This is a genomic window from Caulobacter sp. GW821-FHT10A06, from assembly GCF_059415805.1.
The window spans coordinates 340563-354725 of sequence record NZ_JBWKNY010000002.1 but is presented as its reverse complement, the minus strand read 5'-3'; the positions used below and the strand labels follow the sequence as shown (position 1 = coordinate 354725).

Here is a 14163-nt window from a genome sequence, read left to right as displayed (position 1 = left end):
CGCGAGCCTAGAGGCCCGCGTCTTCCTTGAGGCCAAGGGCGATATTCATGTTCTGGACCGCCGCGCCCGAAGCGCCCTTGCCCAGGTTGTCGAGCAGCGCCACCAGGCGGGCCTGGCCGCTGGTGTCTGAGCCAAACACGAACAGCTTCAGGCGGTTGGTGCCGTTCAGGCCTTCCGGGTCCAGGGTCGTCAGGCTCTTGGCCTCGTCCAGCGAAGCAACCTCGACGAACTTCTCGCCCTTGTAGTGCTTGGCCAGGGCTGCGTGGATGTCGCCCAGCGACGGCGCGCCGTCCAGGGTCGAGAAGTGCAGCGGCATCTCGACGAGCATGCCCTGAGCGTAGCGCCCCACGGCTGGCATGAAGATAGGACGGGTCAGCAGGCCGCCGTGCTTCTGCATCTCGGCCACGTGCTTGTGGGTCAGCGACAGGCCGTAGATCCGGTACGGGACCTTGGTGAAGTTCGCCGCGCTCTCGTCCTCGAACTCGGCGATCATGGCCTTGCCGCCGCCGGTGTAGCCCGAGACGGCGTTGTACGAGACCGGCAGCTCGGCCGGCAGGATGCCCGCCGAGACCAGCGGCCGCGTCAGGGCGATGGCGCCGGTCGGATAGCAGCCCGGGTTCGAGATGCGCTTGGACGCGGCGATCTTGCCGCGCTGTTCCTTGTCCAGCTCGGCGAAGCCATAGGCCCAACCCTCGGCGGTGCGATAGGCGGTCGAGGCGTCGATGATCACCGTGTTCGGATTGGTCACCAGCGACACGGCTTCCTTGGCCGCGTCATCGGGCAGGCATAGGATCACGGCGTCTGCGCCGTTCAGCATCTCGGCGCGGGCGTCGGCGTCCTTGCGCTTGTCCGGATCGATCGAGACCAGCTGCAGGTCCTTGCGGTCGACCAGGCGCTCGCGGATCTGCAGGCCGGTGGTGCCGGCTTCGCCGTCGATGAAGACCTTGGGGGCGCTGGACATGGCGGACTCCGAACCTGGCTACGAACGCCAGTAGAAGAAGCAGAAAACAGAGACAGAAATGAAAAAGGGCGCTTCGGCCTGACCGAAGCGCCCTTTCCCAAAAACGTAATCGTCGCGATTAGCGCTTCGAGAACTGGAAGCTGCGGCGGGCCTTGGCCTTGCCGTACTTCTTACGCTCAACGACGCGGCTGTCGCGGGTCAGGAAGCCGTGCGGCTTCAGGACCGGGCGCAGGCCGGGCTCGTAGTGCGTCAGGGCCTTGGACAGGCCGTGGCGGATGGCGCCGGCTTGACCCGACAGACCCGAGCCTTCGACGGTCACGATGACGTCGAATTGGCCCAGACGGTCGGTCACTTCCAGCGGCTGGGCGATCATCATGCGCAGCACCGGACGGGCGAAGTAAACTTCTTGGTCGCGACCGTTGATGGTGATCGAGCCCTTGCCCGGCTTGATCCAGACGCGAGCGATCGCGTTCTTGCGCTTGCCGGTCGCGTAGGCGCGGCCTTGGGCGTCGATCTTCGGTTCGGCCGGAACGGCGGTTTCCGGGTTGCTGGACAGCGAGGCCAGCGCTTCAAAGCCTTGTGCGTCGGTCATGACTTAGAGGCTCCGGGTGTTCTTGGTGTTGCGCGCCGCGAAGTCGACGACTTCGGGGTTTTGCGCTTGGTGCGGGTGCTCACCGGCGTTGTAGATGAGCAGGTGGGTCAGCTGCTTGCGAGCCAGCGGGCTCTCCTTGGGCAGCATGCGCTCGACGGCCTTTTCCAGGACGCGTTCCGGGAACTTGCCGCCCAGAACCTTGCGCGGGGTGGTTTCCTTGATGCCGCCCGGGTGACCGGTGTGGCGATAGTAAACCTTGTCGTCCATCTTCTTGCCGGTGAACTTCACCTTGTCGGCGTTGATGACGACGACGAAGTCGCCGCAATCGACGTGCGGGGTGTAGTCAGGGCGATGCTTGCCGCGAAGACGCATGGCGATGAACGTCGCCAGACGGCCGACAACGGCGTTCTCGGCGTCGACCACGATCCACTTCTTCTCGACCTCGGCTGGCTTCAAGGAAGCCGTGATCTTCTGCATGGGATTGATCCGTAATTTCTGGGCGTTCGAACCCGAGAAACCCGGTTTCGTCCGTATGAGGCGCGGCATGTACGGGAGGGTTTGTGCGGTGTCAACAACGGCAGGAGCAGAAAGTTACAAAAGCTATAAAATACAATGAGATAGATGTTACGGTATCATAATACCGCATTTTTGAAATCAAGGTCATGCGTCATCGGCTTCATGCGATCAGCCGCTGAAGCGTTGGAAGGGACTGCGGAGCGCCGGACAACGTCCGGAGTGTGAGTTTGGAAGTACCGTTTCGACGAGGGCCGTACGCTCCGCGCAGCCGTTATCCGGTGAGCCAGCGAGGCGCGGGGTTTTAACCCGCTCCCGACATTAGGCCCCCGGCGGGCGGAGGGATTGGCCATCCCGTCCGGAATGCACAGGCGATTTCAGCCCGTGCCTGCCGCGCCGCCGAAGCCTTCGCCGCCAGGGCTTCGTCCCGATGTTTCAGGGAGCCTGCCGCTGGATCCGCCACGAAGACGAGCCCCCGAAGAGACCCGGCGAGCACTCCCGCTCGACCACACCCGACAGCCGTCACGATCGCCGGCCGGACGTCCCTTCCGCGCCATCGGGTGAGGAGAAGTATGGGGGTGGTTTTGAACGCGGATCATTCAGGGGCGCGTAAAATCGACAAGCGGTTGATTTCGCTGAGGTCGATCTTGCGAATGCCGGGGATTGAGGCGGCTCAATGCCCATAAGATGCTCCCCCGCGTTGCGGGGGAGCTGTCGCGGAGCGACTGAGGGGGCTAGCTGGAAGGCGGCAGTGCTAGCCCCCTCCGGCCCTCTGGGCCACCTCCCCCGCATCGCGAGGGAGGATCTAGCGCTTCTTCGTTTCTTTGGTCGCCGGCGCCACATCCGCCTTGGCGTCAAACCCAAACGCATGGCGCATGACCTGGAAGATGTAGCTCTCTTCCACCACGCCGCGCAGCAGGAAGGCCTGCGGGCCGTCGGCGAAGACGCCCACGTCCTCGCCGGCGTGGGCGGCGCTGCCCAGGTTCACCGTGGCTTGCTGGTGATAGTCGATGTCGTCGGTGTCTTCCTTGGCCGGATCCTTGCGCAGGTCGTTGCCTTCCGGACCGCCGGGGCCGGTGGCGAACATCAGCGTCGTATAGGCCTTGCCGTCGCCGGCCAGGATCGGCTCGCCCTCGTTACCGGCCAGGCCCAGGATCGGCGCGTTGCGGGCGGCGTAGCCCGAGATCACCAGGCCGTGGCTGTGGTCGGCGGTGACGACGACCAGGGTGTCCTTCAGGTCGATCTTGCCCAGCACCGCCTCGATCGCCTTCGAGAACTCGACGGTCTCGCTCAGGGTGCGCTTGGCGTTGCCCAGGTGGCTGCCCATGTCGATCTTGCCGCCCTCGACCAGCAGGAAGTAGCCGTTCGGGTTCTTGGACAGCACGTCGATGGCCGACAGAGCCATTTCCGACAAAGTCGGGACGCCCTGCCCCAGCACCGGACGCTCCACCTCGTACGGCAGGTGCTCGCCAGCGAAGAGGCCCAGCACGTGCTTGGTGTCGGCCGGGATCGCCTTCAGTTGGTCGACCGTGGTGACGTAGGCCGAACCGGCGCCCTCGGCCTTCAGCCACTCGGCGGTCAGGTCACGGCCGTCGGCGCGCTTGCCCACGTCCTTGCCGTCCGGCAGGAAGCGCGAACGGCCGCCGCCCATGACGACGTCCAGGCGCAGGGCGTCGGGCGCCTCGATCAGCTGGCGGGCGATGTCCTTGCAGCCGGCCTGCAGGGCCTCGACCGGCATGTCGCCGTCGCCTTCCCAGTCACGATAGGCAGTGTGGGCATAGGCGCCGGCCGGGGTGGCATGGGTGACGCGAGTGGTGGTGACGACGCCGGCGGCGCGGCCGTTGGCCTTGGCCAGCTCGGCGACCGACGCAACGCTATTGCCCTTTTCGGTCTCGCACTTCTCGCCCAGCGCCGCGCCGGTCAGGCCGATGATCTTGTTGCGGGTCTTCACGCCGCTCATGATCGCCGTGATGCCGGCGGCGCTGTCGGTGACCTGGGTGTCGTGGCTGTAGGTCTTGGAGAGCGCCGAATAGGACAGCTTCTCGAAGGCCAGCGAGTTGGACTCGCCGTCCACGCCCTTCAGCTGGCCGTCATAGATGCGGCCGGCCGTGACCGTCGAAATGCCCATGCCGTCGCCCAGGAACAGGATGACGTTCTTGGCCTTGCCGGTGTTCGGGACCACGGCGATCTGGCGCGCCAGAGCGGCCTCGCCGGCCTTGTAGTACGGGTCGTTGGCGCTGGCCGAGGCCGGGGTCTGGGCCAAGGCGATGGCGGGAACGGCGGCGGTCGCGACAAGGGCGAGAACAAGCGAGCGGATCAAGGCCAAGCTCCATGAGGAATCGGCCTTCGTTTGCGCCCGGCGTGTGACAGTTGTTCCGGCTCTTTGTTGCAGTCCTCTGGAAAATCAGGGCCTGCGCACGCGCCAGGCGAAGGCCGTGGCCGTCGCCAGCAGCAGCGCCGCCCCGGCCTGGTGCAGCACGCCCAGGGCGATCGGCACCGAGGCCATCAGAGTCCAGATGCCCAGGCCCGCCTGCAGGGTGACGACGACCGCCACCGCCAGGCCCGTGGCCTTGCTGCCCTCGGCCAACGGACGATCGCGACGGGCTAGGACGCCGATGGCGATGCCAGCGGCGAACAGGGCGTAGGCCACCAGGCGGTGATGCAGCTGCACCGCGCCCTGGCTGTGGGCCAGCGTGCCCCAGAGGCCCTTGCCGACGTACTCCGCCGGGAAGAAGGCCCCGTTCATCAGCGGCCAGTCGTTATAGACGAGGCCCGCGTCGTTGCCGGCCACCAGGGCGCCCAGCAGGCTCTGGAAGAACACCGCGCCCAAGAAGGCCAGGGCCCAGCCGCGCCAGGCCGAACGTTCCTCGACTCGCGGCGAGCCGCTCCAGGCGTCCAGCGCCGTCCAGATCAGGACGACGAACAAAGCCAGGGCCAGGCCCAGGTGGATCATCAGCCGCTCAGGGGCGACCGAGACGCGCTCGGATAGGCCGCTGGAGACCATCCACCAGCCGACCAGGCCCTGCAGGCCGCCTAAGCCGAGCATGACGGCGCAGCGGGCGATCAGGCGGCGCGGGATGTCGCGGCGGATCAGGAAGACGATGAAGGGAATGGCGAAGACCACGCCCACCGTGCGGCCCAGCAGGCGGTGCGCCCACTCCCACCAGAAGATGCCCTTGTACCCTTCCAGGGTCATGTCGGGGTTCACCAGCTGGAACTGGGGGATCTTCTTGTAGAGCTCGAAACTCTCGCGCCAGGCCTGCTCGGACAGGGGCGGCAGCGCGCCCATGATCGGCTTCCATTGGGTGATCGAGAGGCCCGAGTCGGTCAGGCGGGTCGCGCCGCCGACGACGACCATGCCGAACACCATGGCGGCGACGATGAAAAGCCAGATCGCGACAGGGCGCGAACGGTCGGAACGCAGGAAAGACGTCATACGGGCCTGAAAAGCGTCACTAGTGGGCCGAAATGCGGCGAGACTTCCCTACGCCCGCCGCTTGCCCGCATCAATGTTTCTGTGGCTCAGCATGACGGCGCCGCGCGTTCATGCGAGAAACGCTGGTCTTACGGGGGCGGAGAAGACGATGAGCGGCATGGGCGTATTCGCGGCGGCGGTGATCGGCATCCTGGCCGGCTGGATCGCCGACATCGTGCTGGGCCGCCGGCACTCGCTGTTCATCAAGCTCTTGATCGGCGTGATCGGCTCGTTCATCGGAGCGTTCATCGCCTCGCGCATCGACCTGCACCTGGACGGCTTCGCCGGTGAGCTGCTGGTCTCCAGCGTGGGCGCGATCCTGTTCCTGGCCGTTCTGGGCCTCTTCCGGAGAACCGCGTGAGCGCTCCCCAAATTCCTGCCCGCATGATTCCGGCGCGCCTGCGCAAGCTGCTCGGTTCGCTGGCCGTGATGGTCGTCCTGTTCGCCTGGATCTGGGCCTTCACCAGCCTGTACGACCGCCTGCCGTCGAACCGCTTCGTGCACCTGATCTATTTCGTGGCGCTGGGCATGGGCTGGATCCTGCCGGTGATCCCGCTGATTACGTGGATGGGCAAGGCCGACAAGCCGCTGGATGTGGGCCAGCGCTAAGACCGGAAATGAAAAAGGCCGCCCCGAAGGGCGGCCTTTCGTCTTCCGTTTATTCCCCGAAGGAAATGGTCGGAGCGACAGGATTCGAACCTGCGACCCCTTGACCCCCAGTCAAGTGCGCTACCAGGCTGCGCCACGCTCCGACGGAAGAGGCGCTCTTATAGGCGCCGCTCCCCCGTTGGGCAACAGCGATTTCGGACGAAATTAAGCGCGGGTCAAAAGCCCGTCGAGACGGGACTTGATGGCCGTCAGATCGTCCAGCGCGAAGGCCAGGCGATCGCGCGCCTCGCCGTCCAGCCGCTGCGCGACAGGGGCGTCGTAGTCGAAGTCGGGATCAAGCGTGGCCGAGCCATTCGAGCCGATGCCGGCGGCGATCACCTGCGCCAGGCCTTGGTCGCGATGCAGTTTCTGCACGCCCTTGATGGTCAGGCCTTCGCTGTGCAGCAGGGTGCGGACGCCGTTCAGCACGGCCACGTCCTGCGGGCGATAGAATCGCCGCCCGCCCGCCCGTTTCATCGGGCGAATGAAGGAGAACTTGGTTTCCCAGAAACGCAGGACGTGCTGCGGCACGCCCAGCTCGTCGGCTGCTTCGGAAATCGTGCGGAAGGCGTTGGGCCCCTTCGCCACCGCATTGTTTCCCTAGCCGCCGAGCGCGCGGTCGATTCGCGCCTTCATGACCTGGGAGGCGCGGAAACCGATCACCCGACGGGGTTCGATCTCGGCCGGCTCGCCGGTCTTGGGATTACGTCCCATGCGGGCCCGCTTGGCGCGGACCTGGAAGACGCCGAATCCGGAAAGCTTGACCGTCTCGCCCTCTTCGAGCGCCTCGGCCACAAGATCCAGGGTGCGCTCGACGAGGCCGGCGCAGTCCTGACGGGTCAATCCGACCTCTTCATGGACCGCCTCACACAGGTCGGCCCGGGTCAAAGTAGCGCCCTTCATGCAACCCCCTTCACGCGTATCCTGGCGGTTCGAAGAACCACCTACGATGGTGCACTCGCGGTAAATCCAGGTAGCCCGCGACCGCCCTCAACGGACCGCGCCCAAATTCACCGACGACCTCATGCCGTGATTATCGCATGAAGTCAAAGGCTCAACGCTGGGAGTTCATGCCCGGCGGGAAGATCGCGCAAGCTGCGCCTTAAAGGCGCAGAACGCAGGCGCCCCAAGTCAGGCCGCCGCCCATGGCTTCCAGCAGCAGCAGGTCGCCCTTCTTGATTCGACCGTCCTTGACGCCGTGCGCGAAGGCCAGCGGGATCGAGGCGGCCGAGGTGTTGGCGTGGATGGCGACCGTCGAGATCACCTTTTCCTCGTCGATGCCGCAGCGATGGGCCACGCCGGCCAGGATGCGCTGGTTGGCCTGGTGCGGAATGAACCAGTCGACATCGGCCACCTCGACGCCGGCCTTGGCGGCCGAGGCGTGGATGGCTTCGGAGATGTTGACCACGGCGTGCTTGAAGACCTGGTTGCCCAGCATGCGCAACTTGCCGACCGTGCCGGTCGTCGAGACGCCGCCGTCCACGTACAGCAGGTCCTGCTTGGTGCCGTCGGCGCGCAGGGCAAAGCCCAGCATGCCCTGGTCGGCCGTGGTCCCCTCGCCTTCCTTCGGCTCCAGCACGATCGCGCCGGCGCCGTCGCCGAACAGCACGCAGGTGCCGCGGTCGCTCCAGTCCATCAGGCGGGTCATGGTCTCGGCGCCGATGACCAGCGCGCACTTGGCATGACCACGCGCCACGAAACCGTCGGCGACGCTCAGGGCATAGACGAAGCCCGAGCACACGGCCTGGACGTCGAAGGCGATGCCGACCGGCGCGCCCAGCTTGCGCTGGACGATGGTGGCGACGGCGGGAAAGGTCAGGTCGGCCGTGGTGGTGGCGACGATGATCAGGTCGACATCGGCGGCGGTCTTGCCGGCCGCGGCCAGGGCTTCCTTGGCGGCCTCGGCGGCCAGGTCCGAGACCGGCTGGTCGTCGGCCGCCTGGTGGCGCTGGCGGATGCCGGTGCGCTCGACGATCCACTCGTCGCTGGTGTCGACGAACTTGGCCAGGTCGTCATTGGTCACGACCTTGGGCGGCAGATACGCGCCGACGCCGGTCACTACGCTGCGAACTACGCTCACTCGGCCGCTCCCTGCTCCGAAGCCGGAGCTTCGTCCTTGGCCGCGACAGCGGTCAGACGCTTCAGATTTCTGTCGATCTCGGCGCGGAAGTCGCTGCGCGCGAGGTTGGTGGCGACCCGGATAGCCGAGTCGAAGCCGTTGGCGTCCGCGCCCCCGTGGCTCTTGACCACGATGCCGTTCAGGCCCAGCAGCGGCGCGCCGTTCACCCGGCTGGGGTCCAGGCGCTTGCGCATCTTGCCGAGCGCGCCCGAGGCGATCACCGCGCCTAGCATGGCCAGCGGGCCCGAGGTCAGGGTGGACTTGATCTCGTTGGTGAAGAACCGCGCCAGGCCTTCGGCCGTCTTCAGGGCGACATTGCCGGTGAAGCCGTCGGTGACGACCACGTCGACCGTGCCATAGGCGATGTCATTGCCCTCGACGAAGCCGTGATAGTCGAAGTCCAGCTTGGTCTCGCGCAGGATGGCGTGGGCCTCGCGGACTTCCTCGTGGCCCTTCTGATCCTCGGAGCCGACGTTCAGCAGACCCACCGTCGGGCGCTTGGCCCCATGCACGGCGTGGTGGTAGGCCGCGCCCATGATGGCGAACTCGACCAGCTGCTCGGCGTCGCTTTCGACATTGGCGCCGACGTCCAGGACCGTGGTCACGCCCTTCATGTTGGGCCAGTTGGCGACGATGGCCGGGCGCTCCAGGTCCGCGCCCATGCGCAGGATCAGCTTGGAGATGGCCATCAGCGCGCCGGTGTTGCCGGCCGAGACGCAGGCGTGGGCGTCACCGGACTTGAGCGCCTCGACGGCATTCCACATCGACGAGCCCTTGCCGCGGCGCATGGCCTGGGCGGGCTTTTCGTCCATGCCGATAGCCTTGTCGCAGTGACGGACCTCGCTGACCGCCTTGGCCGCAGGGTTCTTGGCCAGCTCCGCCTCGATCGCCGCCCCGTCGCCGTGCAGCAGGAACCGCACGCCCGGCAGAGCCTGGCTCGCCTGGGCGATGCCGGGCACGACGATGGAAGGGCCGTGGTCGCCGCCCATGGCGTCGACGGAGATGACTACGGATTGGGACACGTGGCGCTTAGAGCTCCGGCAGGCGGTCCGGCCGCCCTCAAGGCGGCGGACGATACATCCGCGTGAATATCACGCAAGCGGTCGAGTCGGGCTCTTTAGCCGTCCTTATCCGTTGATTTGAGGCTCTTGAGCGCAGCGAACGGAGAAAGTTCGACCGGTTCAGGCGGTTGAACGAAGACCGCACCCGGCTTGCGGGGGAACGGATCAAGCTCCAGCGCTAGATGCTCGATCACATAGCCCGAGACGTCGACCTTCTCGCCTTCCAGCACGTCCGGCGGATCGTCGGCGTCCGGATCGACGCCCAGGTCGCCGCTGTCCTCGCCCTGCGGCGCGTTCTTGCTGTTGGCCGGCAGCACGCGCAGGTCAAAGCGCGCATCGATCGGGGTTTCGAAGTCGTCGGCCGTGGCGCTGCACGTCTGGACGACACGGGCGCGCAAGACGCCGGAGATCTCAGCGCCGTCCAGCCACGAGGTCAGGAACACCTCGGCGGTCAACGCTTCCAGGCTGACCAGGTCCAGTTGCTTGGCGATCGCCTTGCGCTGGTCGGCCGTGGGCTCCAGCTTCAGCTTCACGGCGCCACGGTCGACCTGGGCCAGCGGAATTTCGCAGGGCCAGGCAGCGGTCACGGGTTCGGCCAAGTCACGTCTCCTTGCAGCACGGTCTCCAGCGGCTGTTCCGCCAGCGCCGTGCGCGTCTTGATCACATAGGCGGTCAGGGCGGCGACATCACCCTCCCCGCGCTCTTCGAAGGCGTTGCGGGCCAGGAAGGCGCTCACGACGGCCTCGTCCGGCAAGGTCGCGACCGCATCGTCATAGGCCTTCAGCCGACCATAGAAGGCGCCGGCCAGCTTCTTCATCTTCTTGCCGACCGAGGTGTCCGACACCCCGATCTGGCGGAAGGCGTCGTCCAGGCCCTTTACGTAAGAATCAAACACGGCCTGCGAGGTCTCGGCGGCCGCGTCGCCCTGGCCCTTCAGTCGCTCGACCAGGAAGATGACATGCAGGCTGAAGAGCTCGAAACGGCCCTCCATCGAGTCGCGAACGCCGAAGTCACGATAAAAAGCCGCGGATCGCGCCTGCCCGACCGCTCCAGCATAGAGCTTGGCCCCCGCCGCCTTGGCGGGCCTGGGCTTGAGCCACCGATCCAGAAACATGAAACGCCTCGATTTCGCCGCGACATCCCGCTAGACGCGGGGTCCGCTTTCACGCGGGCATTGAACTAAGCTCCCGCGGGCGATAGGTCAAAGTCTGCATTTTTCCGGTTCGGAGCCTTGATGTCTCGCCCCGCCGTTTTCGCCGCCGCTATTCTCGGCCTGGCGATCGCCACTTCGGCCTGCACGCCGCTGACCAGCTACTCCGGCTTCCAGGCCATCGAGGCCCGTCCGGCCGACATGAAGGTCGGCGAGGACTCCAAGTCGACGCTGATGGAAAAGCTGGGTTCGCCGTCGGTCGTTTCGACCTTCGACCAGAACACCTGGTACTACATCTCGCAGACCACCGACCGCGTGGCCTTCTACATGCCGCGCGTGATCAAGCGCGACGTCGTGGCCATCAAGTTCAACGCGGCCGACGAAAAAGTCGCCTCGGTGAACACCTACACGCTGAAGGACGGCAAGGTCATCGCCTATAACGGCCGTGAGACCCCGACCCGCGGCCGCGAGATGACCATCCTCGAGCAGCTGCTGGGCAACGTCGGTCGCGGCGGCATGCTCCCGCAGGACGACGAGGCTCCGGGCCAGCGTCCGGGCGACCGCCGCTAGACGTTCCAGCAAAAGTCGACAACTCGACAGATTAGAAAAGCCGTTCACCGCAAGGTGGACGGCTTTTTCGCGCGTGGAGTGTGGGGCGCCGCCGCAACCTACTCACAGACGTGAGTAGAACAGCGCCATTCATTCTGAATTCGGCATTCACCTTCTTAATTCAAGTAAGTAACCGCGCTCTCAACACTTCATAAACCCGAAACGGGTCAACTGCGGCCTCTGATCTCCAAGGTTTTGGAGAACGAATTCATAGCGGCGGTGGGAGGCGCACTATGGAGGGCATGGATCTTCGTGACGTCGCCATTCTGCTGGTCGACGACAACGCCAACATGCGCAAGGTGATCAGCCAGATTCTGAAGGCTGCCGGCGTGCGCAAAATTCGTGAAGCCAGCGATGGCCTCGAAGCGCTGAAAATCTTTCAGTCGCAAGAGATCGACCTGATCTTCACGGACCTGATGATGTCGCCGGTCGACGGCCTGGCGTTCATCCGCTGGATCCGGACATCGACGGCCAGCCCCAACCCCTATGTGCCGGTCATCATGATGACCGGCCACGCGACGCAGCGCTCGCTGAACGACGCGCGGATGGCGGGCGTCACCGAGTTCCTGGCCAAGCCGCTGACGGCGCGCGGGGTCATGCACCGGATCAATGAGATCGTGAACAACCCTCGCCCCTTCATCCGGGCGAGCGAATATTTCGGCCCCTGCCGGCGTCGGCGGATCGACCATGACTTCCAGGGCGTGGACCGCCGTGGCGCGCCGCAGGTCGAGGTCCAGGACGCCCTGGCCGAGATGGACCATGAGGACGTCTACTGAGTTCTTCTCAGTCCCCGAAAACACCGTCCTCAGCAAAACGCCCCGGAGTTTCCTCCGGGGCGTTTCCTTTTTCAGGCTCTGACTAAAGATCAGACGCCGTGGGCCAGCACCGCCAGCAGCAGCAGGGCCACGATGTTGGTGATCTTGATCATCGGGTTCACGGCCGGACCCGAGGTGTCCTTGTAGGGATCGCCGACGGTGTCGCCGGTGACCGCGGCCTTGTGGGTGTCGCCGCCCTTGGTGTGCAGGACGCCGTTCTTGTCGGTGAAGCCTTCTTCGATCACCTTCTTGGCGTTGTCCCAGGCGCCGCCGCCGCTGGTCATCGAGATGGCGACGAACAGGCCGGTGACGATCACGCCCATCAGCATGGCGCCAAGCGCGGCGAACGCGTCGACCTTGCCGGCGATGGCGTTGATCACGAAGAACAGCACCACCGGCGAAACGACCGGCAGCAGGCTGGGCACGATCATCTCGCGGATGGCGGCCTTGGTCAGGATGTCGACGGCCTTGCCGTACTCGGGCTTGACCTCGCCGGTCATGATGCCCGGGTTCTCACGGAACTGGCGACGCACCTCGGCGACGACCGACTCGGCCGCGCGACCGACGGCGGTCATCGACAGGCCGCCGAACAGGAACGGCAGCAGGCCGCCGAACAGCAGGCCGACCACGACGTACGGGTTCGACAGGTCGAAGGTCACCGCGCCCATGCCGTCGAAGAAGCTGCCCGGCGTGGCGTTGGCCGAGAAGAACTTCAGGTCCTCGGTATAGGCGGCGAACAGCACCAGGGCGCCCAGGCCAGCCGAACCGATGGCGTAGCCCTTGGTGACGGCCTTGGTGGTGTTGCCCACCGCGTCCAGGGCGTCGGTGGTGACGCGGACTTCCGGCGGCAGGCCCGCCATCTCGGCGATGCCGCCGGCGTTGTCGGTGACCGGACCGAAGGCGTCCAGGGCGACGATGAAGCCGGCCAGCGACAGCATGGTCGTGGTGGCGATGGCGATGCCGAACAGGCCCGCCAGGTTATAGGTCACCACGATGCCGACGATGATCGTCAGGGCCGGCAGGGCCGTGGATTCCAGCGACATGGCCAGGCCCTGGATCACGTTCGTGCCGTGACCCGAGACCGAGGCCTGGGCCACCGACTTCACCGGGCGGAAGTTGGTGCCGGTGTAGTACTCGGTGATCACCACGATCAGGGCGGTGACGGCCAGACCGGCCAGACCGCAATAGAACAGGCTGTCGGCGTCGAAGGTCTTTTCGGTCGCCGTGCCCAGGCCGACGGTGACGGCGGCCGGCACCAGCTGGTGGATCACGTACCAGACGGCCGGGATCGACAGGACGCCCGTGACGATCAGGCCCTGATACAGGGCGCCCATGATGTTCTGGCTCTTGCCCAGACGCACGGCGAACGAGCCGATGATCGAGGTCACGATGCAGATGGCGCAGATCGCCAGCGGCAGCAGCATCATCGACGACACCGCTTCGGTGCCGCGGAAGAAGATCGCCGCCAGGACCATGGTGGCGACCGTGGTCACCGCATAGGTCTCGAACAGGTCGGCGGCCATGCCGGCGCAGTCGCCGACATTGTCGCCGACATTGTCGGCGATGGTCGCGGCGTTGCGGGGGTCATCTTCCGGGATGCCAGCTTCCACCTTGCCCACCAGGTCGCCGCCAACGTCAGCGCCCTTGGTGAAGATGCCGCCGCCCAGACGGGCGAAGATCGAGATCAGCGAGGCGCCGAAGCCCAGAGCCACCAGCGAGTCGACCACCACGCGGTCGGTGCCGGCGTGACCGGTCGACAGCAGCAGGGCGAAGTAGCCCGCCACGCCGATCAGGGCGAAGCCGGCCACCAGCATGCCGGTGACGGCGCCGGAGGTGAAGGCCATCGACAGGCCCTTGGCCAGGCTCTCGGACGAGGCCTGGGCCGTGCGGACATTGGCGCGGACCGAGATCAGCATGCCGGCGAAACCGGCGGCGCCCGACAGGATGGCGCCGAGAGCGAAGCCGACAGGCTGCTCCCAAGATTTGAAGAAGAACGCCAGAATGGCGATCACCACCACGCCGACGATGCCGATCGTCGTGTACTGGCGGTTCAGATAGGCCTGGGCCCCTTCCTGGATCGCCGCGGCGATCTCCTGCATTCGTGCATTGCCGGCCGAGGCCCGCATCAGACTGGCTGATTGCACGGCGCCGTAAAGCACCGCCAAAAGCCCGGCCCCAATGGCCAGATTAAGCCAAAGACTCATTAGTTCTTCGCCCCTT

Annotated in this window: 16 protein-coding genes and 1 tRNA gene; 4 read left to right on the top strand and 13 right to left on the bottom strand. The window is 65.9% G+C overall.

Going from position 1 to position 14163, the window contains the following annotated elements:
- Window positions 1-7: 7 nt before the first annotated feature.
- From argC to AC07NF_RS05600, 5 genes are all read right to left on the bottom strand, one after another.
- Complete coding sequence (gene argC / locus AC07NF_RS05620) at window positions 8-961, bottom strand: N-acetyl-gamma-glutamyl-phosphate reductase (protein ID WP_492810132.1); 954 nt, start codon at window positions 959-961, stop codon at window positions 8-10.
- A 118-nt stretch (window positions 962-1079) separates the two neighbouring features.
- Window positions 1080-1553 carry a 30S ribosomal protein S9 gene (rpsI, locus tag AC07NF_RS05615; RefSeq protein WP_492810130.1) on the bottom strand — a complete coding sequence of 158 codons (474 nt, stop codon included), beginning with the start codon at window positions 1551-1553 and terminating at the stop codon, window positions 1080-1082.
- 3 nt (window positions 1554-1556) lie between these two features.
- Entirely contained in the window at window positions 1557-2030 is a 474-nt protein-coding gene (gene rplM, locus AC07NF_RS05610) for a 50S ribosomal protein L13 (RefSeq protein ID WP_492810128.1), read from the bottom strand.
- Window positions 2031-2871: 841 nt separating this feature from the next.
- Window positions 2872-4386: an alkaline phosphatase gene (locus AC07NF_RS05605; protein ID WP_494628299.1), complete on the bottom strand. Its 1515-nt coding sequence runs from the start codon at window positions 4384-4386 to the stop codon at window positions 2872-2874.
- 84 nt (window positions 4387-4470) lie between these two features.
- Window positions 4471-5502, bottom strand: a complete 1032-nt coding sequence (locus AC07NF_RS05600) for a COX15/CtaA family protein (protein ID WP_494628301.1) — start codon at window positions 5500-5502, stop codon at window positions 4471-4473.
- Between the two features lie 148 nt (window positions 5503-5650).
- Here AC07NF_RS05600 and AC07NF_RS05595 point away from each other — a divergent pair, with 148 nt between their 5' ends.
- Complete coding sequence (locus tag AC07NF_RS05595) at window positions 5651-5902, top strand: GlsB/YeaQ/YmgE family stress response membrane protein (RefSeq protein ID WP_492810122.1); 252 nt, start codon at window positions 5651-5653, stop codon at window positions 5900-5902.
- Between the two features lie 23 nt (window positions 5903-5925).
- A complete protein-coding gene (locus AC07NF_RS05590; RefSeq protein ID WP_494628681.1) occupies window positions 5926-6150 on the top strand; it encodes a DUF2842 domain-containing protein in 225 nt (74 codons plus the stop codon).
- Window positions 6151-6216: 66 nt separating this feature from the next.
- Here AC07NF_RS05590 and AC07NF_RS05585 read toward each other — a convergent pair.
- The 7 genes from AC07NF_RS05585 to AC07NF_RS05555 form a co-directional block, all read right to left on the bottom strand.
- Window positions 6217-6293: transfer RNA gene (locus AC07NF_RS05585), tRNA-Pro, on the bottom strand.
- Between the two features lie 61 nt (window positions 6294-6354).
- Window positions 6355-6777 carry a MerR family transcriptional regulator gene (locus tag AC07NF_RS05580; RefSeq protein ID WP_492810120.1) on the bottom strand — a complete coding sequence of 141 codons (423 nt, stop codon included), beginning with the start codon at window positions 6775-6777 and terminating at the stop codon, window positions 6355-6357.
- 12 nt (window positions 6778-6789) lie between these two features.
- Window positions 6790-7092 carry an integration host factor subunit alpha gene (locus AC07NF_RS05575; protein WP_291879223.1) on the bottom strand — a complete coding sequence of 101 codons (303 nt, stop codon included), beginning with the start codon at window positions 7090-7092 and terminating at the stop codon, window positions 6790-6792.
- 199 nt (window positions 7093-7291) lie between these two features.
- Window positions 7292-8269, bottom strand: coding sequence for a beta-ketoacyl-ACP synthase III (locus tag AC07NF_RS05570; protein WP_494628304.1), 978 nt, complete (start codon window positions 8267-8269; stop codon window positions 7292-7294).
- On the bottom strand, window positions 8266-9330 hold the full coding sequence (gene plsX / locus AC07NF_RS05565) for a phosphate acyltransferase PlsX (protein ID WP_494628306.1): 1065 nt from the start codon (window positions 9328-9330) through the stop codon (window positions 8266-8268). The genes AC07NF_RS05570 and plsX overlap by 4 nt, the downstream gene beginning before the upstream one ends.
- A 95-nt stretch (window positions 9331-9425) precedes the next feature.
- Window positions 9426-9968 carry a YceD family protein gene (locus AC07NF_RS05560; RefSeq protein ID WP_494628308.1) on the bottom strand — a complete coding sequence of 181 codons (543 nt, stop codon included), beginning with the start codon at window positions 9966-9968 and terminating at the stop codon, window positions 9426-9428.
- A complete protein-coding gene (locus AC07NF_RS05555) occupies window positions 9953-10483 on the bottom strand; it encodes a ubiquinol-cytochrome C chaperone family protein (RefSeq protein WP_494628310.1) in 531 nt (176 codons plus the stop codon). Before AC07NF_RS05555 ends, AC07NF_RS05560 begins: the two co-directional genes overlap by 16 nt.
- 120 nt (window positions 10484-10603) lie before the next feature.
- Between AC07NF_RS05555 and AC07NF_RS05550 the strand changes: the two genes are divergently transcribed.
- Together AC07NF_RS05550 and AC07NF_RS05545 are read left to right on the top strand one after the other, a co-directional pair.
- Window positions 10604-11089: an outer membrane protein assembly factor BamE gene (locus tag AC07NF_RS05550; RefSeq protein WP_492810111.1), complete on the top strand. Its 486-nt coding sequence runs from the start codon at window positions 10604-10606 to the stop codon at window positions 11087-11089.
- A 272-nt stretch (window positions 11090-11361) separates the two neighbouring features.
- Window positions 11362-11904, top strand: coding sequence for a response regulator (locus AC07NF_RS05545; protein WP_492810110.1), 543 nt, complete (start codon window positions 11362-11364; stop codon window positions 11902-11904).
- Window positions 11905-11993: 89 nt separating this feature from the next.
- On the opposite strand, the gene AC07NF_RS05540 is transcribed toward AC07NF_RS05545, so the two are convergent.
- Window positions 11994-14147, bottom strand: coding sequence for a sodium-translocating pyrophosphatase (locus AC07NF_RS05540; protein WP_494628314.1), 2154 nt, complete (start codon window positions 14145-14147; stop codon window positions 11994-11996).
- Between the last annotated feature and the right edge of the window lie 16 nt (window positions 14148-14163).